The organism is Phocaeicola sp. RTP21359st1_B8_RTP21360_211022, from assembly GCF_040911965.1.
In the GTDB taxonomy this organism is placed as follows: domain Bacteria; phylum Bacteroidota; class Bacteroidia; order Bacteroidales; family Bacteroidaceae; genus Phocaeicola; species Phocaeicola vulgatus.
The window spans coordinates 20,391-43,297 of the sequence record NZ_JBDFXP010000002.1; the positions used below are offsets into that span (position 1 = coordinate 20,391).

Annotated in this window: 21 protein-coding genes and 2 pseudogenes; 8 read left to right on the forward strand and 15 right to left on the reverse strand. The window is 48.5% G+C overall.

Going from position 1 to position 22,907, the window contains the following annotated elements:
• Positions 1 to 2 precede the first annotated feature (2 nt).
• A complete protein-coding gene (speD, locus tag AB5062_RS00965) occupies positions 3 to 1,670 on the forward strand; it encodes an adenosylmethionine decarboxylase (protein ID WP_007569294.1) in 1,668 nt (555 codons plus the stop codon).
• On the opposite strand, the pseudogene AB5062_RS00970 reads toward speD, so the two are convergent.
• From AB5062_RS00970 to AB5062_RS01040, 15 genes and pseudogenes are all read right to left on the reverse strand, one after another.
• A pseudogene (locus tag AB5062_RS00970) lies at positions 1,598 to 2,392 on the reverse strand (AraC family transcriptional regulator); the annotation flags it as partial. The gene speD and the pseudogene AB5062_RS00970 overlap by 73 nt on opposite strands.
• Positions 2,389 to 3,000, reverse strand: a complete 612-nt coding sequence (locus AB5062_RS00975; RefSeq protein WP_225719309.1) for a GNAT family N-acetyltransferase — start codon at positions 2,998 to 3,000, stop codon at positions 2,389 to 2,391. The gene AB5062_RS00975 and the pseudogene AB5062_RS00970, both read right to left, overlap by 4 nt.
• Positions 2,898 to 3,809, reverse strand: a complete 912-nt coding sequence (locus AB5062_RS00980; protein WP_007569286.1) for a nucleotidyl transferase AbiEii/AbiGii toxin family protein — start codon at positions 3,807 to 3,809, stop codon at positions 2,898 to 2,900. Before AB5062_RS00980 ends, AB5062_RS00975 begins: the two co-directional genes overlap by 103 nt.
• A complete protein-coding gene (locus AB5062_RS00985; RefSeq protein ID WP_032571833.1) occupies positions 3,802 to 4,566 on the reverse strand; it encodes a type IV toxin-antitoxin system AbiEi family antitoxin in 765 nt (254 codons plus the stop codon). The genes AB5062_RS00980 and AB5062_RS00985 overlap by 8 nt, the downstream gene beginning before the upstream one ends.
• A gap of 228 nt (positions 4,567 to 4,794) precedes the next feature.
• On the reverse strand, positions 4,795 to 6,981 hold the full coding sequence (locus AB5062_RS00990) for a type IV secretory system conjugative DNA transfer family protein (protein WP_007569281.1): 2,187 nt from the start codon (positions 6,979 to 6,981) through the stop codon (positions 4,795 to 4,797).
• 7 nt (positions 6,982 to 6,988) lie between these two features.
• Positions 6,989 to 7,471 (reverse strand): hypothetical protein, encoded by a 483-nt coding sequence (locus AB5062_RS00995; protein WP_007569279.1) that lies wholly within the window; start codon positions 7,469 to 7,471, stop codon positions 6,989 to 6,991.
• 4 nt (positions 7,472 to 7,475) lie between these two features.
• Positions 7,476 to 8,147: a hypothetical protein gene (locus AB5062_RS01000; RefSeq protein WP_007569275.1), complete on the reverse strand. Its 672-nt coding sequence runs from the start codon at positions 8,145 to 8,147 to the stop codon at positions 7,476 to 7,478.
• A gap of 7 nt (positions 8,148 to 8,154) precedes the next feature.
• Positions 8,155 to 8,667 (reverse strand): hypothetical protein, encoded by a 513-nt coding sequence (locus AB5062_RS01005; RefSeq protein WP_007569273.1) that lies wholly within the window; start codon positions 8,665 to 8,667, stop codon positions 8,155 to 8,157.
• Positions 8,664 to 9,515 carry a conjugative transposon protein TraN gene (gene traN / locus AB5062_RS01010; RefSeq protein WP_007569269.1) on the reverse strand — a complete coding sequence of 284 codons (852 nt, stop codon included), beginning with the start codon at positions 9,513 to 9,515 and terminating at the stop codon, positions 8,664 to 8,666. Before traN ends, AB5062_RS01005 begins: the two co-directional genes overlap by 4 nt.
• 9 nt (positions 9,516 to 9,524) lie before the next feature.
• Entirely contained in the window at positions 9,525 to 10,337 is an 813-nt protein-coding gene (locus tag AB5062_RS01015; protein ID WP_007569267.1) for a site-specific DNA-methyltransferase, read from the reverse strand.
• The gene (locus AB5062_RS01020) at positions 10,334 to 10,687 is read right to left on the reverse strand and encodes a hypothetical protein (RefSeq protein WP_007569266.1); all 354 of its coding nucleotides are present in this window, start codon (positions 10,685 to 10,687) and stop codon (positions 10,334 to 10,336) included. The genes AB5062_RS01015 and AB5062_RS01020 overlap by 4 nt, the downstream gene beginning before the upstream one ends.
• Positions 10,688 to 10,700: 13 nt before the next feature.
• On the reverse strand, positions 10,701 to 11,852 hold the full coding sequence (traM, locus tag AB5062_RS01025; RefSeq protein ID WP_007569265.1) for a conjugative transposon protein TraM: 1,152 nt from the start codon (positions 11,850 to 11,852) through the stop codon (positions 10,701 to 10,703).
• A 72-nt stretch (positions 11,853 to 11,924) separates the two neighbouring features.
• Positions 11,925 to 12,308: a hypothetical protein gene (locus AB5062_RS01030; RefSeq protein ID WP_007569264.1), complete on the reverse strand. Its 384-nt coding sequence runs from the start codon at positions 12,306 to 12,308 to the stop codon at positions 11,925 to 11,927.
• 13 nt (positions 12,309 to 12,321) lie between these two features.
• Complete coding sequence (gene traK, locus AB5062_RS01035) at positions 12,322 to 12,936, reverse strand: conjugative transposon protein TraK (protein WP_007569263.1); 615 nt, start codon at positions 12,934 to 12,936, stop codon at positions 12,322 to 12,324.
• Between the two features lie 27 nt (positions 12,937 to 12,963).
• Positions 12,964 to 13,974, reverse strand: a pseudogene (locus AB5062_RS01040) (hypothetical protein); the annotation flags it as partial.
• 253 nt (positions 13,975 to 14,227) lie between these two features.
• Here AB5062_RS01040 and AB5062_RS01045 point away from each other — a divergent pair.
• The 7 genes from AB5062_RS01045 to AB5062_RS01075 all read left to right on the forward strand — a co-directional run bounded on the left by AB5062_RS01045 (position 14,228) and on the right by AB5062_RS01075 (position 22,877).
• Positions 14,228 to 15,391: a site-specific integrase gene (locus AB5062_RS01045; RefSeq protein WP_032570804.1), complete on the forward strand. Its 1,164-nt coding sequence runs from the start codon at positions 14,228 to 14,230 to the stop codon at positions 15,389 to 15,391.
• Between the two features lie 23 nt (positions 15,392 to 15,414).
• Positions 15,415 to 16,572 carry a site-specific integrase gene (locus AB5062_RS01050; protein WP_032570802.1) on the forward strand — a complete coding sequence of 386 codons (1,158 nt, stop codon included), beginning with the start codon at positions 15,415 to 15,417 and terminating at the stop codon, positions 16,570 to 16,572.
• Between the two features lie 205 nt (positions 16,573 to 16,777).
• Entirely contained in the window at positions 16,778 to 17,074 is a 297-nt protein-coding gene (locus AB5062_RS01055) for a helix-turn-helix transcriptional regulator (protein WP_032570819.1), read from the forward strand.
• A gap of 20 nt (positions 17,075 to 17,094) precedes the next feature.
• The gene (locus tag AB5062_RS01060) at positions 17,095 to 19,917 is read left to right on the forward strand and encodes a type I restriction endonuclease subunit R (protein WP_032570800.1); all 2,823 of its coding nucleotides are present in this window, start codon (positions 17,095 to 17,097) and stop codon (positions 19,915 to 19,917) included.
• Positions 19,918 to 19,925: 8 nt separating this feature from the next.
• Entirely contained in the window at positions 19,926 to 20,582 is a 657-nt protein-coding gene (locus AB5062_RS01065; protein ID WP_032570797.1) for a hypothetical protein, read from the forward strand.
• Between the two features lie 4 nt (positions 20,583 to 20,586).
• Positions 20,587 to 21,324 (forward strand): GIY-YIG nuclease family protein, encoded by a 738-nt coding sequence (locus AB5062_RS01070; protein WP_032570795.1) that lies wholly within the window; start codon positions 20,587 to 20,589, stop codon positions 21,322 to 21,324.
• Positions 21,325 to 21,326: 2 nt separating this feature from the next.
• Positions 21,327 to 22,877 carry a type I restriction-modification system subunit M gene (locus AB5062_RS01075; protein ID WP_032570792.1) on the forward strand — a complete coding sequence of 517 codons (1,551 nt, stop codon included), beginning with the start codon at positions 21,327 to 21,329 and terminating at the stop codon, positions 22,875 to 22,877.
• Positions 22,878 to 22,907: the final 30 nt, after the last annotated feature.

The following is a 22,907-nucleotide window of genomic DNA, read 5'->3' on the forward strand; positions in this document are numbered from 1 at the left end:
AAATGGATTATATCGACAAAATATTTAAGACAGTATCAATTAAGGATAGCCGACGGATTATTGAACTTTATTTTCAGGAGCTGTATTGTTTTGCGCCACTTTCCAACAAAGCCCTCTCTCAAAAATTACTCTTGCCGGTACCTATCGTGACCGCCATAAAGAACGAAGGTATCAGGCTGGGCATATTGGAACAATGCAGCGGAGGCGTAGGGCTTACTCATAACGGAAAGGAGTATGTGGAACAAGCTCTTGGATTCAAGGGGATTGACCTCTGCCTGTATCGCCGACTGGCGGAAAGCGAACAGGCAAGGGACGCATACGCTGACGCGCTGAGTAAAAAATACCGTGCGGCATTCGACGAACGCCCCGTAGCGGATGTAGCACTGGACCAAGCCCAATGTACCGTACAGACAGCATTCCGCAGGGCTTTGCTCTGCTTGGCAAACGGCACATTGACAGGCAGACAAATCGTATGCATGGGCGATGATGATTTTGTCAGCCTTGCCATCGGGTTTCTGCTGAAAGAACTTTATCCCGGTCCAAGCATCTGCCCGACACACATCCATGTACTTGAGATGGACGGTCGTTATATCGAGTGTCTGGAGCGGCTGGCCGGACGGTTCGCCCTGCCGATAAGTTGTGAACGGGTGGATTTGAGGATGCCTCTGCCTCCGCATTTGTGCGGGCGTTTCGACTGCCTGTTCACCGATCCGCCTTATACGCAAGAGGGAGCTTCCTTGTTCCTGTCACGTGCCATTAGCGTACTGAAAGAAGAGTCCGGATTGAGAATCTTTTTCTCGTTCGGGAACAAGTCGGCAACGGAGGTTTACTTTCTGCAAAAATGTTTCCAACTGCACGGACTGGCCATCAAAGAGATGTTCACCCGGTTCAATGAATACATGGGCGCATCTCTTTTGGGCAACAAAGGACAGCTCTTTGTCCTGGAAACGACAGAACGTACACGCGCCTTGTTTCCTCTCGAAAAACGAGGGCGCGATGACATCTACACCGCAGACCGCAATCTCCGGCAAAACCGTTACCGCTGCCGGCAATGCGGCAAAGTCTATGCCGTGGGGAAAGAGGCGGAATATCAGACCATCAGGGAGTTGAAAAAACAAGGCTGCAATGTATGCGGAGCTACGGTTTTCGACAGACTGCACAAAAACGGGAATACGGATAAAAAGCAATACCTTCCCTTAGGGCATCACATCCTTGCAGACTTCTACAACTGCGACCCGGAAAAACTGGACGATGTGGAACAGATTCGCACATTCATGCACGAAGCGGCAGTAAGTGCCGGAGCGACCATAGTACAGGAAAACTTTCACAAATACGCCCCAGTGGGTGTGAGCGGTGTGGTGGTCATCCAAGAATCCCACTTGACCATACACACGTGGCCGGAGTGTGGTTATGCCGCTGTCGATTTGTTCACATGCGGCACCAATGTCCGTCCGTGGACTGCTTTCGACTATTTGCAGGAGCGGCTCGGATGTGCGAAAGTGGAATACAGCGATTTGATACGGGGAGCCTATGAGCGGCTAAGCCTGTTGCGGTATTCGGAAACGGAACAGCCTGCCGTGCGGCGGAAAAAGCGGCAAAGGTACGACGCGTCTTCGAAATGGAACAGACGGGCCAGGTCTTTGACGGACTGTTCTGTGTTGTCCAAATAGCGTTTGAGTTCCGTTACGACAAACAGGTCAATGATTTCCTTCGGAGTCCGCTGTTCTATTTTGCAGGTTATCTTATAAAGGTAATCGGTCGTGATGCAAAGCCTGTCCGCATAATATCGTACATCTCTTTTTACATGGAAATTCTTAGCCAGCAGTGACATGAACTTGCCGAACAGCACCCTTGACTGATCCTTTTGATAACACTTGCCCAAGTCGGGAAACATCGGCTTGAACACAATATCTAAAGCCAGAAAAACATTGTAAATGCAATTTTGCAGGATGTTTTTCCGGCTTTCTTCATCACCGTTCTCCATCGCCCATATCATCTGCTTGAACACTCCGTCTGCCAATGAGTATTGTGCTTCCGAAAGTCGGCAGACCGGATATTCATACAGTCCGTCCCAAAATGCGGGGGAAGTCATTTTGTAGAAAATCTCCCCTGTCAGTTCCAATGACAAGGATATATATTCTGCCGTGAATGAAGGAGAAACACACAGCGGTGCAAATAAGGTGTCCGAAAACAACACAAGCAAATCACCTTTGCGGAATGTCCGTTTTCGTGTATTGGTGGTTACGACAGCCCGGCCTTCAACGCATAACAGCATGGTACACCCGTTTGCCACGAAAGGCAGTTTACCTGACAAGTCACGCAGGCTTGTTCTTCCGTGTTTGTATTGTTCGCCATGCGAGAGAGCAAAACTTTGTATGCCGGACGTTATCATAACAATTTCCTTTCCATCGTTACATGGGTTGGCTCGAAGCAATGCTTTTTATACAAAGAGCGCATCGGTACGTTCCCGGCATGAACCTTGCCGACAATATAAGCCGCCTTGCACTCTCTCGCATATTCTATGCTTTTTTCAAACAGGTCGTCTACAATTTGCATTCCTCGAATGCACTCATCCGCATAAATGGACTTGAAGTTGGCATAAACCTCTCCGGTCAGGCTGTTCTGCTTTTTCTCCATCCATACCCAGCCCACAATTTTACCGGATTCCGTGTCTTCTATCACGATCATTCCGCGTCGGTCTTTTGCTTTGGCTAATTTCTTGCAGTGGAACTCGAGGTCAGTAATAGCCTTTTCTCCGAATGAGATTTCAGAAATTTCAATTTCAAATTTTGCCACCGCTTCAAAGTCTTCCTCTTTTATTTCTCGCATATTGTACATGATTCCAAATATTGTTTTTCCGTTAACACCAATCTGTCCGGCATGATGCCCATAAAAACTTATCCCTTCTTCGGAAATAAGAAGGTCTGTAGCTTTTCCAATCCCGCCTTGTGCTTTTGAGGATTGCTCTTTTTCAGCTTGGCAATGTTCTGTAATTTCCATTTTACGGACGGATAGCGGCTTAAATCTCCGGCACAGCATTTTTCCCAATCGGGTTCGCCGTTTTCAAATGACAGAAGAAATTCCCGGTCTGTTTCGGTCAGGCTGTCGTTTACCTGCTGAATGAGGTTATGCCTTGCCTCTTCATAATCCGAATAAGTGAATGGAGTATCGGACATTCCCTCAAACTGCTTTTCCAGTGCTTCCGTCTGGTCGATGGCGTTCGGCTGCAAAGATTCGATGACAGGCTTGTCGCTCCCCAACAGGCAAAGCATGAAGCCGTTCTTGACATCATGAAACGACGCCATTTCCATATACTTGCAATCGAACAGGTCCCGTGGGTGTTGGCGGCTTAATGCCGCTGCAATTTTGCCCCCGTAAAGCTGCGAATAAGAAACTGTACGTGCTTTACAGGTCATATTGAACTCCGTTTCAGCCCGTTCGCACAGTTTCCTGTCCTCTGTCTCTCCGATGATACCCCGCTTTGTCCCGTTCACTTCGATTTTGACGGTCGCACCGTCCAAAGTACATTGTAATTTCCAGACATCATGCTTGTGGATCACTTTTATGCCCGGTATGGATTTTTCTATGTAGCTTTTCAAAGTTCGCAGATGGTTGTTGATTGCGTCCAGACTCTCGGCCCTTTCCTTTACGGGAATATAGGTGAGGTCTATATCGACTGAATAGCGAGGCATGTTTTTATGAAACAGGTTGATAGCCGTACCTCCATGCACAGCAAAATCTTTGATGCGGTACACGGACGGCATAATGCGTATCAACAATGCCACCTGTTTTTTATAGATGTCATTCATATTCGTTCAGTTCTTTAGGTACGGTTATTTTGTATTTGGAGATATAAATCCCGTTTTTTGACAGTTGCAATTTGGAGGTTCCCAGTCCTATTTTGGATGTATCAAGTGCCTCGAACCAATAGTGTCCCGCTTTTTCTGCCATATAAAGGAACATACGCTTTACTTTAAGGTTCTTGGTCGTTTCGAGCAGTTGCTGTAGCATTTCGGGACGCAGCGTTGTCAGTTGTTCCATCATATAGAACAAGTCCATATAGGAATATTGTTGCGGTGCAAGCAACAGACATTCCAAGAATGCCTGTTCAGGTGTAGAAACCAGCAGATCCACTTCGTATTTCACAATCGTTGCGGTCTGCGGTTCTGAAAAGGTATCGGTGGAAAACGGTTTTATCACCCTGTCGAAAACATCGTGGCGTATCCATTCCGGAACACGCTGTTTGCCGTGTGCCACCATCAGCAACGGTTTCCCCATAGGCACATAGTGGTTGAAGCCGAACAGTTCCAATGCAGAATGAGCTGCGACACGGAACGTCTTGCCCAATTGCCTGTTGTAGCAGGACAATGCGGCGTATGCCGACAGGCTGTCTCCCGTTCGGTACATGACTCCCTTTGACAGCATCTCAAGCCAGCCGGATTCCCGGTATCTTTTTATCAACTGGTCGGAATAACCGTTCCTTTTCAGCCATTCGGAGAATAACAATCCTTTGGGAGTGGCGGAAAGCAGCAGTTGGTTTATTTTGCTTTTTTGTTCTATATCCACAGTATATGATTTGTTTTCTTTTTCAACTGCAAAGGTAGCATTATTTTCCGTTCCAAAGGTCTTGAAAGTTGATTTTGTTTCGGTATAATATACTTTTTGTGTAGTATTGAATACCAAAACCAACTCCACAGGATTTTCCAAGATACCGGAAACGCCAAAACGCCTGCAATAATCGCGGAATCATTGCAGGCATTTTTTTTACTTTCCCTCATATCGGAAACAGGTTTCTTATTTCGCCCCTCGTTTGTTCTGCACGTCCTTTATCATTTCTTTCACCTCCATTCCCACATTCACAAAATTCCGGTAAAGAATGCGTTCCCGTTCCTCTCTCGACTTGAACGTGTAGAACTTCGGCAGCGGTACATACGCCGCTTCCTCCTTCTTGATTTCCTTCATGTCGAAATCCGTCTTGCAGAAGAACTTCGAGGTCTTGAACTCCTCCGCTTCCTGCACGTTCATCGAGCCGCCTATGCCGGTTTTTGTTTGGATGAAGTCCCGTGCCGTCTGGCCGCAGATCCAGCCCGTCGGCATATCCGAGATTTTCGAGGCGGGTACGAGGCTGTCCATATTTTCGTTCAGATTGATGGAAGTCTTGTCCCGGTCTATCGTGACACCCTTCTTGATTTGCACCACCTTGCCGAAGATGTCGCTCGACAACCATTCCAGCGTTTCCTTGGCACGGGCCGAACCGCTCACCACGTTACCCACCGTCGTGATGATTTTCTGCATACCCACTTTCCCGTAATCCGCTTCGAGCTGCGGCAGTTCTTGGAAGCCGAGCGTCACGCTCACCTTGTTGCTTCGTGCCGTGCCGATCAGGCGGTCTATCTTGTGGAAGTACAGCGTCGGCAGCTCGTCCACGATAATGCTCACGGGGACATTTTTGCCCTGTCCCGTATTCACACGGGTAACGAGGCGGTTCAGGATAAGGGCGTTCAACGCTCCGATAATGCTTTCCATTTCCGGATCGTTCGCTATCAGCAGGTAGCTCGGATTCTTCGGGTCGCTCACTTTCAGGTCGAAGTCATCACCGTCACGGTGGAATATCCAGTAACTCTCTTTGGTCGCCAGACGAGAGGTATAGACGCGCAATGTACCGATCATACCTTCCAACTGTTCCATCGCGCGATTTTTCAAAGCGGTCTGGAACGGACCGAGCAGCGGGGCAACCTCGTTGTCGGTCTCCAGTACCTCGAAGATGGTCTGGTAACTCTCGTTCAGGAACGACAGGATATGCGGCATATCCGAATACTTGCCTAACCAGTAGGCAGGTTCAACGATTTCCCCGCCCTCTTTGGCGCGTACCACACCCGTCGGTTTCCAGAATTTCGTCTCCGGGTCCTGCCGTTTTTCAGCGTACAATTTGTTTCCTTTGGCATCGTAAGGCTCGCGTTCATAGTTCACGAAAAAGTAGATGCAGGCGGCGAGGAAGTTCACAGCCGAAGTCTGGAAAAACTGGTCGCTGCCGCCGCCTCCCTCTTTCTTGCCTTTTTGCAGGGATTCCAGCAGCGTTTCCGCCGTTTCGCTCGCCGCAGCGAGGTTGTTGATGTATTTTGCCTGAATTGGATTTACCCGGCGGCTGTACTCCACGTCCACGAAGTTAATCATATTGAATTGGCAGCCTTGGGGCAACTTTCCGAGCTTCTGGTTTTTCTTGTAGTGGTAGTACAGTTTCGTGGCCAGCGTCGGGAACTTGTAGTCATAGACCACCATCGCGAACCCCTTGGCCGAGTGCTGTCGGATAAACGGCTCGATGATACTGAATGTCTTGCCCGACCCCGGTGTTCCGACTACCCATGTTCCACGAAAACAGTTGGTTATATTGGTCCAGCCTTTACGGAACTTGCCCTTGTAGTAATATCGCATGGGGATATTCACGCTGTACGGAGTCTCTATCAGTTCCTCGCATTGCTCGAAACTTTCATTCTCGAAATTGAAACGATCCTTCATCAGTCCCTCTTTGAGGAACTTGGAGATGTTATCCAGTGCGACATGCACGAGGATAACCCCCGTGAGCGATACCGCCATATAGAGAATAATGTTCAGCGGCAGCGTGTAGAACCGCGTCTCCATCGGATGACCGAACAGCCATACGGACAGCACTAACAGGGCAAAGCCGCTCACGAGCGGGTACAAGACCTGCCGCCGGGCGTTGAATTCCAAATGTTTCTTGGCTCTGGTGCCGATACAGGTAATGCAGATCAGCAGCACCGTGGCGACCTTGCTGTACACGAGGTTGCCGTCGTTATAGATGGCCCACCGTTTGATACGTCCGTGAATGTCGCAGAGTATGCCGCCCCAGTGGTCCAGCATGGCCGGGTCGATGGCATACTCGAAAAACTCCATCAGTACGGAGACATACACCACCGCACGGAATATCCGGTAAAATCCCTGTAATTCCTTGCTCTCTTCCATTGCTATGTCAATTCTTTTTAATACCCCAGAGGACGTGGATGTGAGGCCATTGCATACGGTTATCAGCGGAAAGCTGGCAGACATGGGAAACTGCATATAGAGGTTTAAGCCCGTCATATATTGCAGAAGCCCGTACTTCCGCTGTAAACTTCTCAAGGAAAATCCGGACGGCATTGTCAGAGCCATAAGTCATGAAATCAATGAAATCTTCAATCAATTCTTCATTGACATAGCAGAGCTGACCTTGGAAAATATCATGGTAACGGCTGATACGGCCGTTCCATTCTGCCCGGATTTCTTCCCTGCGATTCTTTACGGAGGGAAACCTCTTGTAGCAGTCTATTCCATCGTCGAGGAATATGAAATTACCGGAAACGTCCTCTTGTTTAGGACATTTGCATCTTAACAGATACCCGAAGAATCCTTTGTCCGGATGTACTATATCCACATACTGTGGTGCTTGAAAATCTTTAATTCCGTTCATAATCATAAATTCAGTTGTTGATGGTTATAATGGGACGCACTTTATGCGCCTGTGTCTTGGGCGTTTCCTGCATGGTTCCGCTGGCTGTCGAGTAGAGCCATGCTTTGACTGTCTGCTGTCCTTCCACCTCCGTCGATGTCCAATACCAGCACTCGTCGGCCTCGGTCGGCAGCGGGTCGCCGCCGCATTTCTCGATAATCGGATTGATGACGGTCTGTGCCGAATACAGCAGACGCATCTGTGCCACCGAGGGGATATAGGCGCTCTGTCCGTATTTCCACAAGGCAAAAACGGCTTCAGCCATCGGCGAGGCCGTTTCTTCCGTATCGTACAGGGCGAACGTGTTCTCATTCCCGTCGTATGCAGCAATGTCCGCCGACGTACCCTGCTCGACACCGAGGCTGTCGGCAAAAGCCTTCGGCGTCATGTCCCACAGATAGACGGCATAGCCGTTTCCTTCCGTTTCCCCGTCCGAATAGGTATGGAAGACGACGGCAATCGCCTGTTTCCCGGAATTTTCATACTCGCTGTACGGCACGGCCTTGCCGTCCACGCAGAGGACATGTCCGGGACGTACCGTCTTGTCGGGTTCTTCTATATGTGCGTCGCAGGCAGCCAATGCCCCGGTTATGAGGAGAACCGGCACTACCTGGCACGTTTTTCTGATAGTGTTCTGTTTCATCTTTCCCTTATTTTATAGGTAGTTTAATACCGAGGGCAACTCCTGTACGCAGCACATCGGCCCCCTTTATCATCACGTCTCCCTTGACTTGCCAGTATAGCGTCCAGCCCGCCCGCAACACATAGTTGTGCTCGTAGCCGAAATGCAGCCCGACAAGGAACTTCCTCGTATCGCTTCCGCCCGAAGCCCCGATACGGAGGCTTCCGTAATGGTTGCGTCCCCTCGTGACGCAGGGTTTGTAAGCCACGCCGAAGCCGTAGGTACGGTAATTCTGCCAGAAAGATTTCGGGCATACATGCTTGCAGGATTCGCACTCTGCCCATTGCAGGTAGCCGTTGGCAAAGAACTCCCACGCATGGCGGTAGTTCATCTCGTGTTCGTAGGCCAGCGTCACGTCCAGCCCGTTCTTGTACAGCAGCCCCGCTCCGAGCGAAAGGCGGCCGCTGCCCCGTTGTGCATTCGCGCCGACGGCGAGGCACATGCAGGCAATCGTCAGGATAATCGTCTTTCTCATTGTCATTCCTCCTCCAGCAATGCCGTGCTGAACGAATCGGCCGACAGCACGTCCTCATAGTCGATATTCAGGCTGATAGCACGCCCGCTGATTTGTTTCTCCGTCATCTCGATGGTCAGTACCTTGTCGTTCGGGAACGTCATTTTCCTGACCACGACCACATTCCGGTAGCCGTGCCGGAACGTCTTGCCCGTCTCCAGCACCAGTTCCGGGACCAGTTCGATGACTTGCGCATTAGTCGCTTTGGTCAGTTTCTTGTCCGCCAGCTTCACCCGTATCTCGTCAATGTCGAAACGTATGTTCGTCCGGTTCTCTATTGAGAAGTCGATGAAGAAATACTCTCCCACGGTGTAGATGTTGTTCAACCGCATGGTCATGCGGTGTGCCTTGGTGGCGACGTTGCGGATCTTCGCGGGCGAGTTCCAGATACGCCGGGCGAAGCGTGTCATCTCCACGGTGGACATCGAGACCGCCGGGTTGTGGTAGGCGTTTCGTTCCTGCAACTGGATTTCCTTGTCAGTTACCGCCTCCCGCACCCGTGTGGTGTAGAGCAGTGCATACTGCGTGCGGTAGCGTTCCGTTACGATGGTCACTATGGCCAGCACCTCGCCGTCCTCGTGTCCGCCCTCTTTCGGTTTCAGGCGGACGATGTTATCTATCGGCTGGTCACCGACAACCTTATCGGTGGAGATGTCCACGAAGCGTACCGGTTCCGAGGCCGTGATGACCGTCGTTACCTGTTCATTTACCGTAAGTTGTTCCATCTCCTCGTAGGTTCGTTGTGCCTGTACATTCGGCGTTCCCAGCAGTCCTGCCGCCAGAAGAAATGCCGTTACGATTCCTTTTTTGTCCATGTCATTGATTTATTGATTTTGTTTTTCTTCCCTTATCTCTTTTTCCTCTTGTGCTTTGTTCCTGCATTCCAGTTCCTCCTGAATCCGCCGTTCGGCAATCTCGCAGTACACCTGTTCGATTTCAAATCCGATGTAGTGTCGTCCCGTGCGGATAGCGGCCACGGCGGTTGTGCCTGACCCGATACAGTTGTCCAGTACAACATCGCCTTCGTCGGTGTAGGTCCGTATCAGGTACTCCATCAACGCCACGGGCTTTTGTGTCGGGTGGTAGAACGCGCCTTTCTTGTGTTCCTTCGGCATGAAGATGACCGAGGTCGGATATTTGTCATCGGCTATGCGTACCGGTGAGAGTTTCATCGTTCCGTAACAACGGTTGGTAAATCCCTCCGTTTTACGCCTCCCGTGATTTCTCCGTTCCGGAGGACACGGTGTCATCTGCGGATGATAGACCGGCTGTTTTTTATAGAATACCAGAATATCCTCGTGCTGCCGGAGCGGCATACGTTTGGCATTGAGATGTCCCGTCACCCGATCTTTCTGCCACACGAGGTTGTACCGCCATAGCCGGGGTTGCGACAGCATGAGCCATGCGGAGAAAAGCCCCTGTCCGAACAGGATAATGGGGCTGTCCGGCTTGGTAATCCGCCGGTATTGCTCCCACAAGGCTGCGAACGGTATCTGGCGGTCCCAGTTCACCGACGGATTGCTGCGATTTAACACCCCGTAAGGCAGGTCGGCGATTATGGCGTCCACGCTACTATCCGCTATCTGTTTCATGCCCTCCATGCAGTCCATAAGGTAAATGCGATCCGTCTCTATCATATTGCGTCTGTTTTCAGTTCTACAATTTGTCGGGCGCTCATCCAGGTACAGCGTTCCGTCCGGGTTTTCCGGATTTCACACTCCCAGAGGGTATTCTTCTCCACATGTTTGAAATTGACCGCACCGTCTCTCGGCCCGTAAAAACCGGTATGCTTCTGGAAGGCGAATAAGGCAATCCTCCGCCCGTCTTCTGCCTGAAAGTTGCATATCAGGGCGAATCGTACCCCTTTGTGCCACCATTCGGTACTTACGAGCTTCCCAACGAATGTTTCGGGCTTATCGGGAGCGATGTAGTCCTCGTAATAGAAGCCGTCCGTTCCCTTATGAAGTTTTGATATGTCTGATTCCATTGTCACTGCCCTTTTAGTTCCTGTTTTCCCGTCCGTTCACCAGATACACAAACGTCCCGTATTTCAGCTTCACCTTGTTTTTCTTGATAGCCTTGCTGATGGCGTTACTCGTTTTCTGGTAGGCATTGTTCACCGCCTGCATACCCCATTGGGCGAGGCTGTTACCGTATCCGCTGGTATTCATGTTCATGCTGCCCGACATGGCACTGCTCGCCACATCCTTGCTTGTCTCGCGGAACTGGCTGATGGGTACGTAAAGTCCTTCCAGCCCGTCCGTATCGTAGATTGACAAGCTGACCTTGACCAGTTCGTCCTCCACCAATATGCTGTTGATGCTTCCTTTTACACGTCCGGAAGAGAAACCGCTGACTGTGGCATACAGGTAAGTACCACGCCTGACCACGCTCTCGTTGATTTCGATGTCGTCCAGCAGGCGCAGCCGCACACGCGAGCCGTCCACGGCCTTGATGTTCTCGTCGATGATCGCCTTGATGAGTTTCGGTTCCCGAGCGTCTTTCGCCAGTGTGTTGAAGTAGTCCGAAGCCGTCTTTACCTTCTTCACCACCTCGCTTGCCTTGTCCGTCTCCGCAGGAGCTTTGACCGAACGGCTTTCCTCGTCGATGGTTCCCTTGGCCTGCGTCATCGTGTCCGGCGGAGCCGCCGTTGCGGTGCTGTCCGTTTCGGACGGCATGACCTCCCGTTGTCCTCTCAACCTCGCTTCGGCGAGTGCTTTTTCCAGTTCTGCGAGAGCCTCCTGTTCCCGCCTCTTGGCATCGGCCGCTTCCGCTGCCAGATCATTTTCCTTTTCCTGCCGGTCAAGCAGGGCGATGTCCTCTTCGGTGTACTGCGATTCATATTCCTCTTGGTTATTGTCCGGTTCGTCCCGCTCGATGTTGTCCACAGCGGAATAATCTTGTATCTTGCCCCATGATTTGGCCATGTTCTCATACTTGCTGCCGATACCGTCGCCACCCTTGATTTGGGCGTCCGGCAATTCGGGATTCAGGAACTCGGTCGTCTGGAGTGTCTTATCCTGTACCTCGACCTTCTCGGTATGGAACAGGTCGAAAAAGAAGTACGACGTGCCGAGAAGGGGAATATAGAGGATAGCCGGAAGCATATACTTTGGCTGCCTGAAATTAATTCTCTTGAAGATATTGTTCATTGTTTCCCTTTAATTGAGTTGCACATACTTGCTTATAGTTCTCTCAAACGGCATATTCATAAGCCTGCCGTTCTATTCCGGCCTTTCCGTACCACTTTCCTTCGTATCGAATCTTCGTACATGCGGTACGGAAAGCATCTTATGCCGTTCCCGGAGCACGGAATCCTGCATCTCCGTGGCCGTCCGGCGGGTCGGATGATGGCGGTACACCACCGTCAGGCGGTAAATATTCCATGTCAGCCCGCAGATGGCGAAGCCAAATACGATGACGAGAAACAGCGTCCGGTGCATGTTGGCGAAGCCCTGCACCTTGGCCGCAGCCTTGTCGATGCGTGTTGCCTTGGCGAAACGCCGTCCGGCATCTATGTCACGCTCGTAGCGTTCCTTGTATTTCGGGTCGTTCCTGTCCGGCATTTTTTCACCGAACAGCATACGTCTGAATCCTTTGATATTCATAGGGCTGATGGTGTTAATAGTTGCTTTTCGTCTTTTGCTCGATGTCCTTGTTCAGCAGTGTGCGCCAGTTCACGATGAGCAGCCCGTGCGGGTTGTTCTCCGTCCGGGGTACACGCTTGAGCTGTCCCGCCGTAACCAGTTCGCGCATCAGGATATTGCTGCGCCGTTCGATACGCTGCCGTCCGTAGTAGGTAAACTCCATCTTCTCCTTGTTGAAGGCGATACTGTCGCAGAAAATCGAAAAGACGGCGCTCGTTCCCAAGATGTTCGAGTAGAAACCTTTTTCCTTGAGCGTGTTGTACTGTGCCAAGCCCGTTTCGTCCACTAAGTACATCGCTTTCTCCATCGTGTAGCGGATGTACTTGTCGTCAGGGGCAAGCGTGAAAAAGTAGTGGTGGAACATCTCTACATGGCTCTTGGCTTCCACGTCGAGCGTTTCCTCCATCGTCGTGCGGCGTACCAGTATGGGCACGTTGCCGTCCAGCACATACACCTTCTTTTGAGCGTCCGTAACCATCATGCGGGCCGTCCAGATACTCGACATGCTGATGATGACGCACCCCACGAGAAAGGCGGTGCAGATAATTCCGACCAGTTTGATTTTGTTCTCTAAATTCTTGATGACCATTTTGTTTGAATATTTATCGTTACTTTGTTATCTCATTACCGTACCCATTGCGCCCGTCGCCGTCATTTTGGCCTGCTGCGCCACGCCCTCACCGAAGTTTCGGGTCGAGAACGCCGTATCGCCCTCCGGTATCATCCATGCCGCAAGGTCGGGAACGAGGTTCAGGCATTTCAGGGCCACGATGCTTGCCGCCATCAGGTAGCCGGCGGAGAAGAAGCTGTTTTGCAGGTAAGCCGCCATCGTCTGCTCGCTCGCCGTGATTGCCGTCAGGTTCTCCACCTGTATGCACAGCACGATGTCGAACAGCAGCAGCACGTAGAAGCCCACGAAGTAGAGCATCGCCCCGTAGAAATGCACCGTCAGATACCTCGTGAGCCACTTCGCCCACGCACCTTCCCATTTGGGCAGGAGCGAGAACGCCCACTGTATAGGGCCGAAGATGGTGAGCATTCCCAAAAGAATTTGCTGACAATAGATGGTAACCCACCAACCGATTCTGAATACTACAAGGGCTATCAGCATGATGATTTTGTCAATCCCCACGATTACCCCCGAAGTCAGCGAGGTGAACCACAGCTTCGCCGCATCCTTCTCCATGTTCGTTACCTCGTCCACACCTGTCTGTTCCATCGTTGCCTCGATAAGGTTTGGGTCCGACGTACCCGTATGGGCGACATCGGCCTGTGCCTGCAGGGCAGTGTACATCGTGTCGCGCACGTAAATCAACTCCTGCACTTCCTCGAACTTGTCCGAGATTTGCGAGGCTTCGGCCTCGTACAGGTCATGTGTGTACGAACCGACGCAGTTCGGGATATAGGAGAGGAAATCTAAAAAGCACCAGTTGCTCCCGCTGTTTGCCATGCCCGTGTCTGCCGGAGGATACCACCAGCAGAGGATAAGCGACACGGCCAGCGGTCTGAAGAGCTTCATCACGTCCAAAGGCTCGTGCTTGACCATCATTTTGTACGCCATGCCTGCCGCCATGATGATGGCGAATAGGGCGGCCAGTGCCATGCACATTTGAAGAATCCACCAGTAACCACCAATTATTGCAAATGGGTAAAACCATAGGAAATCAAATATAACGAAATCGGTTAAATCCAACTGATTTATAGCTAGTTATGAATGTGTGCCGATTTTTGATTAGACCGTTATATTTGCCTAAATTGAGATATTTTCGTGCGCTTTTTGTCCCGTTTTTGTCCCTTTTGGATTTATCTTTGCAAAGTATGTAAGTGACTGATAAACAATATAGTAACAAATCCAAGAAACGGATAACACAGAAAAGAAAATGGGACGGAAAAAGAAAGAAATCAAAATGAAAGAGCCTGTCCGCATACGCGAAAAGAGGCTCAATGACGGCAATGTAAGCCTGTATCTCGACATGTATTACATGGGTGCAAGGAAGAAGGAGGGCTTGAAGCTCTACCTCGTGCCGGAAGTGAACGCTGCCGCCAAGTTGCAGAACAAGAACACGCTCAAGCTCGCCGAGCAAATCAAGGCTGAGCGCATCATCGACATCCAGCGGCACGGCCTTGTGAATTGGGAGAACGTGAAAAAGGGAAGGATGACGCTTGCCGCTTGGGTGGAGAAGTACACAAAGGATGAGAACGGCCTTACCCCGGCAAGCATGAGGTCGAAGCGGAACGCACAGGCAAGGGTGGAACAATACCTATTATATATAGGGAAGCCCAACCTTGGCTTGAAAGAGGTGGACAAGGATTTCTGCAAGGGCTTCATCGCCTTTCTGAAAACCTGCACATTCAACAACGGGAAGAAGACTTTGGGCAGTACCACCTGCCGCATCTTCATGAATCGCCTTGCCGCAGCCTTGAATATGGCAGTCCGCGAGGGGCTGATTGACAGCAATCCGTTCAAACTGTTGGACGCAAAAGAGAAGCCGCAAAAGAAGAGTGCCATCCGTGAGTTCCTGACCATCGAGGAACTGCGGACGCTTATTGCCACGCCTTGCCGCTATGACATCGTGAAAAAAGCATTTCTGTTTTCATGTTTCACAGGGTTGCGGTACAGCGACATGATGGCGTTGAAGTGGAACGAGATTCACAAGGCGGCTGACGGCAAGACGCTCTACATCGAGCATGAGCAGGTAAAGACCAAGAACACGGTGACGATACCGCTTTCAAACGAAGCCTTGAAGTGGATGCCCCGAAAGTCGAAAGACAGCGAAAGGGTGTTCCACCAACTCCGCATCACCTCTACAACAGTTGAAGTGGTGTTGGGTGAATGGATGCAGGAGGCCGGAATACAGAAGCACATCACCTACCATTGCTCACGACATACGGCGGCAACCTTGTTGCTGACCCTCGGTGCAGACCTCTATACGGTGAGCAAGATTCTCGGACACCAGAGCATCAGGATGACGGAGGTCTATGCCAAGATAGTGGACAAGAAGAAAATTGAGACGATGAACCTCGTGAACAATATGTTTGTGTAACCAATTAGGAAAGGATAAATATTATGAAAGTAGAAATCAAGGAACGGCAACTGACAGCCGGAAACCGCAGCCTGTATTTGGAGTATTACGAAACGGGCTTTCGCAAGAAAGAGAACCTGCACCTTTATCTAATTCCCGACGATGCGCCCCATGCGAAGAAGCTCAATGGGGAAACCTACCGCAAGGCGCAGGAGATACGTGCGCAACGCATCCTGAATCCTCCGACCTTTGAGAAGAAGAAAAAGACGGAGGACAACAAAACCGCCAAGACGATGACATGGCTCGGTTGGTGTGACGACTATATCCAAAGTGCGATAGACAGCGGCAACTGCGAGAAGATGATTGCACACAAGGGCGTTGTCCGCAAACGGATAGCCGCCTACCTGCAACGGATAAAGCAGACGAATGTCCTGCTGAAAGATGTGGACAGGGATTTGGTGAGCGGCCTGTTCGATTATATGCGGAGTTACCGCAACCGCAAACAAATAAAGACGAATGGCGGCAGACTGGCAGCTTATTCCCTCGTGCTGTTCGAGGAAACAGTCAAGGCTATTTTTAACAAGGCGGTGCGTGACGGGCTGATTGCGTACAACCCGGTTCAAGACCTAACAAGGGAAGAACACTTCCACGCGCCGGACAAGCACCGTGAATACCTGACTGCGGATGAACTGAAACGCTTTCTTGCCGTTGAACCGCAAACCGCAATGGAGCAGACCGTGCAGATGGCTTTCGGCTTCTCGTGCATGACGGGGCTTCGGCTCGGCGATATGCAGCACTTGCGGTGGAGCGACATCAAGGACGTGAACGGCGTGCAGATGGTTTCCATTATCCAGCACAAGACCAAGCGCCCCGTCACCGTTCCGCTCAACACATTAGCTTTGTCCTTGCTCCCTCCAAGACCGGAGAACGGAGAGGAAGGCATCATCTTCCCGTTGGTGAAGAAGCCCGACAACGTGGCGAAGTACGTGCGCCGCATCAAGGAAAAGGCAGGGATAGAAAAGGATTTCACCTATCACAGCAGCCGACATTCGGCGGCAACGCTGGCGATAACGGCAGGTGCGGAACTCTATTCGGTCAGCAAGATTTTGGGGCATGGCAGCATCGCTTCCACGCAGGTTTACGCAAAGGTGAACATGGAGAAGAAAGTGGAGGCAATGAGCCTGACGGATGGGGTGTTTTGATGAATAGTCATTGAGGCTTTGTTGAAATGGCATCCCTATATTCAATGATAACAAGGGGGTCGCCAAATCATCGACCCCCTAAACCTATATTTTGAGGATAAGACTGCATACAAAATAATTTTCTGCAAAAACACAACCCGATGGTTGTTTGGTTTGGGATATTTATTGTACCTTTGCAATCAAGACAGGAAAAGGATGTATCTCAATGAACACAACGACAGATAAAACGCTTTCCGTGGCTTCGATACCGAAAGCGCAAGAGGTAGAAAAGGAACAGAATATAAAGGATTGGGCACAGTACTCTCAATGGATTGCCGCCGCCATGTCTAAACGGATGTCGGAACTTGGTTTGACGCAGAAAATGCTTGCCAAAAAGATGAACTGCACCCAGCAATACATATCCAAGGTGTTGAAAGGGAAAAAGAATATGTCGTTGGAAACCATATGTAAGATTGAAAACGCGTTGGGCATTGAGATTATCAAAGACCTGAATGAAAAATGAGTAACGAATAAAACAGGAATATGTCAATACAAAGTGAAGCGGCATTGGAAGCCGGACTTATCGCCACGCTTCGGCAAATGGATTATGAGTATGTCCAAATAGACGAGGAAGATAATCTTCAAGCCAATTTCAAACAGCAGTTGGAGATACACAACCGTAAGCGGTTGGCAGAGCACGGGCGTACAGAATTTACGGATGAGGAGTTTGAAAAGATACTCATCTACCTTGAAGGAGGTGCGCGCTTTGAAAAGGCGAAAAAGCTCCGTGACCTCTATCCGCTTGACACGGCAGACGGCAAACGTATCTGGGTGGAATTTCTCAACCGCCAACAGTGGTGTCAGAACGAATTTCAGGTTTCCAACCAGATTACGGTGGAGGGCAGAAAGAAATGCCGTTATGATGTGACTATTCTTATAAACGGCCTGCCATTGGTACAAATTGAGTTGAAACGCCGTGGAGTGGAACTCAAGCAGGCATACAATCAGATACAGCGTTACCATAAGACTTCTTTTCATGGTTTGTTCGATTACATCCAACTATTCGTTATTTCCAATGGAGTAAACACTCGCTATTTCGCCAACAATCCGAACAGCGGCTACAAGTTTACGTTCAACTGGACGGATGCCGCCAATGTGCCGTTCAATGAATTGGATAAGTTTGCAGTTTTCTTCTTTGAAAAATGTACGCTCGGAAAAATCATCGGCAAATACATCGTGCTGCATGAGGGCGACAAGTGCCTGATGGTGCTTCGCCCGTATCAGTTCTATGCCGTAGAAAAGATATTGGATAAGGTGACGAACTCCAATGACAACGGCTATATATGGCATACCACTGGAGCCGGAAAGACCTTGACCTCGTTTAAGGCAGCACAACTTGTATCCGAACTGGACGATGTGGATAAAGTGATGTTTGTGGTTGACCGCCACGACCTTGATACGCAAACCCAATCTGAATATGAAGCCTTTGAGCCGGGTGCGGTGGATGGTACGGACAATACGGATGAACTTGTGAAGCGGCTGCACAGCAATTCCAAGATAATCATTACCACCATTCAGAAACTCAATGCCGCCGTCAGCAAAACATGGTACAGCAACAAGATAGAAGCCATACGCCACTCCCGTATCGTGATGATATTTGACGAATGTCACAGAAGCCACTTTGGGGAAAGCCACAAACGGATAATGAAGTTCTTTGACAACGCACAAGTATTTGGTTTCACGGGAACACCTATCTTTACGGAGAATGCCGTGGACGGGCATACGACTAAAGAGATATTTGGTAATTGCTTGCATCAGTATCTTATCAAGGATGCCATTGCCGATGAAAACGTGTTGGGTTTTCTCGTGGAGTATTATCACGGAAGCGAGGAAGTGGAAAAGGGCAATGCCAACCGCATGGAAGAAATCGCCAAATTCATCCTTAATAATTTCAATAAGTCAACCTTTGACGGTGAGTTTGACGCATTGTTTGCTGTGCAGTCCGTGCCAATGCTTATCCGCTATTACAAGATATTCAAGTCCTTGAATCCGAAAATCCGTATCGGAGCTGTATTCACCTACGCTGCCAACAGTAGCCAAGACGATGAGCAGACAGGAATGAATACGGGGCGATATGTCAGTGAAAGCACAGGTGAAGCGGACGAATTGCAAGCCATTATGAACGACTACAATGAAATGTTCGGCACTGCATTCACTACCGAAAACTTCCGTGCCTACTACGATGACATCAACCTGCGCATGAAAAAGAAGAAAGCGGATATGAAGCCGCTTGACCTCTGCCTTGTAGTGGGTATGTTCCTCACCGGATTTGACAGCAAGAAGCTCAACACGCTTTATGTGGATAAGAACTTGGAGTATCACGGATTGCTGCAAGCGTTTAGCCGCACGAACCGTGTGTTGAACGAGAAAAAGCGTTTCGGCAAGATTGTATGTTTCCGTGATTTGAAAAGCAATGTAGATACGGCTATCAGGCTGTTCAGCAATTCCAACAATCCAGAGGAAATAGTAAGACCTCCGTTTGAGGATGTGAAAAAGGAATATCAGCAGTTGGCAACGGATTTCTTACAGAAATATCCAGAGCCAAGCAGCATAGACCTATTACAGAGCGAAAAGGACAAGAAGGATTTTGTACTGGCTTTCCGTGACATTATCCGAAAACACGCAGAAATTCAGATATACGAGGATTACAATGATGATGCGGATGACCTCGGCATGACCGAACAGCAGTTCATGGACTTCCGAAGCAAGTACCTTGACATTCACGATACGTTTATCTTAGTTGATTCTGTTTCACCTGTAAAGTCGGGTGATGAAACACCGGGCGATGAGCGGTTAGAAGATGTGGATTTCTGCCTTGAACTTCTGCACAGCGACATTATCAATGTGGCTTACATCCTTGAATTGATTGCCGACCTTGACCCGTACAGTAATGACTATGCGGAACGGCGAAAGAATATCATTGATACCATGATTAAAGATGCCGAAATGCGTAATAAGGCAAAACTCATAGACGGCTTCATCCAAAAGAATGTGGATGAGGATAAAGAGAACTTTATGGCGCAACGGAAGAAAGCGGATGGCACAAGCGAACTGGAAGAACGCTTGAACCGCTATATCTCCACAGAACGAGAAAAGGCAGTGAACTCGTTGGCACAAGATGAAGGTCTTGCCACAGATGTGCTTGACCATTACCTGAAAGAATATGATTACCTGCAAAAAGAGCAGCCTGAAATCATACAAAAGGCTTTGAAAGAGAAGCATCTCGGATTGATTAAGACCCGTAAGGCTCTGACACGGATAATGGATAGATTGCGTAGTATAATAAGGACTTTTAATTGGGATTGAAATAAAAGATGGCAGCGATAAAAGTAATAAAATCTATCAGACTTGATTCCAAGGGTGTACGTGTAAAAGATGCAAATGGGAGTATTGTGCCATTACATAAACGACAAGGAGATATGGATGGCGCGTGTGCCGTTTATTCGTTAGCAATGGCTATGCTTTGTATGGGAGTTGTTACAAATGAAGATTTGCAGATATACAATTGTGCTGATAAACGAACCCGAAAGGGAAAGCTTCTAAGCCACTTTTTGGAAGAACAAGGGTTAGTAAGAAATGGTTATTCTTTTGTTACTATGGCAAAGGAAATAAGGGCTTCAAACTTTAATATCAACGCAATTAGAAAGAATCCTAAAGAATATGCTGATGTTATCAATGAAATAGCTGATTTTCTTGATGAAGATAATCCCGTTATAATATCAACGGAGTTTGGCAATGGTGCTCATGCTTTGCTTGCCATAGGATACGAAACAGAAGATAATGATGATAAAATAACGAAAATATTATGCTTAGACCCAAGTGAAGAAGCTCCATTATACACCTATTGGAACTGTATTATAGATGTTTCGCGAACAGGTGGAAAACTCGAATATCCATTTGTGTATATAACATCAACTCAATCTTATAAAGTAGCGTTGGGCGATATTTTGGTTTTACTGAAAACGGAGTGAATATATGGATAAGGTAAGAGAACCGGGTTTTGTATATATCCTCACGAATCCAAGTTTTCGTGAGGATTGGGTTAAGATTGGCAAAAGCGCACGTCCTGTTGATGTACGCTCAAAGGAACTCGATAATACAGCTGTACCTTTGCCGTTTGAAATATATGCTACAATCAGAACTATAAAATACAATGAGGTAGAAAAGCTTGTACATGAGTTAATAGACAGTCTTACAGATTTTCGCATTCGTCGAAATAGAGAATTTTTCAATGTCAATCCGCAAAGGGCACTGGAAATCTTTAAAAAGATAGCACTAACTATAGACGATGCGGTTATAACTGAATATACTGATAACAGACCTATTTCAAATAATAGTGGTTCGGTCGTTTATCAAGATGCACATAATAAAGACAAGGATTATACAAAATACTCCCTTAATGGAAATGGTGTTTTTGGAAAAGGTAAATTGGCTTTAGAGGTTATACGTTGTTATGTCCAAGAAAATCAAATTTGTTATCAGGATTTGATTGCCATATTGCCCAAGAAATTGATTAAAACTGTTAAAGAGGTTGATGATTGGAAACGGCAAACAAAAGACAAGAAGAAAGATACAAGGTGGTTTGAACATGATGTACTTGAGAGCTGTGATGGTGTCAAATTTCTTGTATCAACTCAACATGGCAAAAATAATATAGACAAGATATTTGAGCTTGCGAATAAATTTGGGTATGAAATTAAAGAACTAAAATAGATATGAGCGAAGAATTACAACAGAAACTCCGTGACCAGCTTTGGGAAGTCGCCAACAAGCTGCGTGGTAATATGTCGGCCAGTGATTTCATGTATTTCACATTGGGCTTTATCTTCTATAAATACCTGTCTGAAAAGATAGAGGCATACGCTAACAATGCCTTGGTGGATGATGAAGTGTCATTCAAGGATTTGTGGACTATGGAAGATGAAGATGCCGCCGAACTGCAAGAAGAACTGAAAAAGCAATGTTTGGAAGGTGTCGGCTATTTCATAGAACCGACCTACCTCTTTTCATCCGTGATTGACCGAATCAAGAAGAAAGAGAATATATTGCCAATCCTTGAACGGTCGTTGAAACGCATTGAGGATAGCACGTTGGGGCATGACAGCGAGGAAGATTTTGGCGGTCTGTTCTCGGATATAGACCTTGCTTCCCCTAAACTTGGCAAGACGGCAGAGGATAAGAACACGCTTGTCAGCAATGTGCTGTTGGCTTTGGATGACATCAAGTTTGGTGTGGAGGCATCGGAAGAAATAGATATTCTTGGCGATGCCTATGAGTATATGATTGGGCAGTTTGCCGCAGGAGCCGGAAAGAAAGCCGGAGAATTTTACACACCGCAAGAAGTCAGTCAGATATTGGCAGAGATAGTGTCTATCGGTCATGCACGGCTTCGCAATGTGTATGACCCGACTTGCGGTAGTGGCTCGTTGCTTCTCCGTGCGGCAAAGGTAGGTCATGCAGTGGATATTTACGGACAGGAAAAGAATCCGACCACTTACAACCTTGCCCGAATGAATATGCTATTGCATGGTATCAAATTCAGCAATTTTAAGATAGAGAACGGCGATACATTGGAATGGGATGCCTTTGGCGATACACAGTTTGATGCGGTAGTGGCAAATCCTCCGTTCTCCGCAGAATGGAGTGCCGCTGACAAGTTCAACAACGATGACCGTTTCAGCAAGGCAGGGCGGCTTGCACCGAAGAAAACCGCCGATTATGCTTTCATCCTCCACATGATATACCACTTGAATGAGGGCGGTACAATGGCTTGCGTTGCACCTCATGGCGTACTGTTCCGTGGCAATGCCGAGGGCGTAATCCGTCGCTTCCTTATCGAAAAGAAAAATTATATTGATGCCATCATCGGTTTGCCTGCCAACATCTTTTATGGTACGAGCATACCGACTTGCATCCTTGTGATGAAGAAATGCCGTAAGGAGGATGACAACATTCTGTTTATTGATGCAAGCAAGGAGTTTGAAAAAGTCAAGACCCAAAACAAGCTCCGTCCGCAACACATTCAAAAGATAATCGAAACCTACCGTGACCGCAAGGAAATAGAAAAGTACAGTCACCTTGCCACGCTGCAAGAGGTAGCCGACAATGATTATAACCTGAATATCCCTCGCTATGTGGACACCTTTGAGGAAGAAGAACCGATTGACATCAAAGCGGTAATGTCTGAAATCAAGGAACTGGAAGCCAAACGTGCTGAACTGGATAAGGAGATTGATGTGTATTTGAAAGAATTGGGAATTATATAATTAGATATAATCATTTGAAGTCGCAATCTG

Excerpts from the sequence above, each read along its gene's own strand:
- traM (WP_007569265.1), bottom strand. The coding sequence starts at position 11,852 with ATGAACAATATCTTCAAGAGAATTAATTTCAGGCAGCCAAAGTATATG.
- AB5062_RS01050 (WP_032570802.1), top strand. The coding sequence starts at position 15,415 with ATGAAAGTAGAAATCAAGGAACGGCAACTGACAGCCGGAAACCGCAGC.
- AB5062_RS01000 (WP_007569275.1), bottom strand. The coding sequence starts at position 8,147 with ATGAAACAGAACACTATCAGAAAAACGTGCCAGGTAGTGCCGGTTCTC.
- AB5062_RS01045 (WP_032570804.1), top strand. The coding sequence starts at position 14,228 with ATGGGACGGAAAAAGAAAGAAATCAAAATGAAAGAGCCTGTCCGCATA.
- AB5062_RS00975 (WP_225719309.1), bottom strand. The coding sequence starts at position 3,000 with ATGGAAATTACAGAACATTGCCAAGCTGAAAAAGAGCAATCCTCAAAA.
- AB5062_RS01030 (WP_007569264.1), bottom strand. The coding sequence starts at position 12,308 with ATGAATATCAAAGGATTCAGACGTATGCTGTTCGGTGAAAAAATGCCG.
- AB5062_RS01020 (WP_007569266.1), bottom strand. The coding sequence starts at position 10,687 with ATGGAATCAGACATATCAAAACTTCATAAGGGAACGGACGGCTTCTAT.
- AB5062_RS01060 (WP_032570800.1), top strand. The coding sequence starts at position 17,095 with ATGTCAATACAAAGTGAAGCGGCATTGGAAGCCGGACTTATCGCCACG.
- AB5062_RS00990 (WP_007569281.1), bottom strand. The coding sequence starts at position 6,981 with ATGGAAGAGAGCAAGGAATTACAGGGATTTTACCGGATATTCCGTGCG.
- speD (WP_007569294.1), top strand. The coding sequence starts at position 3 with ATGGATTATATCGACAAAATATTTAAGACAGTATCAATTAAGGATAGC.
- AB5062_RS01070 (WP_032570795.1), top strand. The coding sequence starts at position 20,587 with ATGGATAAGGTAAGAGAACCGGGTTTTGTATATATCCTCACGAATCCA.
- AB5062_RS01065 (WP_032570797.1), top strand. The coding sequence starts at position 19,926 with ATGGCAGCGATAAAAGTAATAAAATCTATCAGACTTGATTCCAAGGGT.
- AB5062_RS01005 (WP_007569273.1), bottom strand. The coding sequence starts at position 8,667 with ATGACAATGAGAAAGACGATTATCCTGACGATTGCCTGCATGTGCCTC.
- AB5062_RS01075 (WP_032570792.1), top strand. The coding sequence starts at position 21,327 with ATGAGCGAAGAATTACAACAGAAACTCCGTGACCAGCTTTGGGAAGTC.
- AB5062_RS00980 (WP_007569286.1), bottom strand. The coding sequence starts at position 3,809 with ATGAATGACATCTATAAAAAACAGGTGGCATTGTTGATACGCATTATG.
- AB5062_RS00995 (WP_007569279.1), bottom strand. The coding sequence starts at position 7,471 with ATGATTATGAACGGAATTAAAGATTTTCAAGCACCACAGTATGTGGAT.
- traK (WP_007569263.1), bottom strand. The coding sequence starts at position 12,936 with ATGGTCATCAAGAATTTAGAGAACAAAATCAAACTGGTCGGAATTATC.
- AB5062_RS01055 (WP_032570819.1), top strand. The coding sequence starts at position 16,778 with ATGAACACAACGACAGATAAAACGCTTTCCGTGGCTTCGATACCGAAA.
- traN (WP_007569269.1), bottom strand. The coding sequence starts at position 9,515 with ATGGACAAAAAAGGAATCGTAACGGCATTTCTTCTGGCGGCAGGACTG.
- AB5062_RS01015 (WP_007569267.1), bottom strand. The coding sequence starts at position 10,337 with ATGATAGAGACGGATCGCATTTACCTTATGGACTGCATGGAGGGCATG.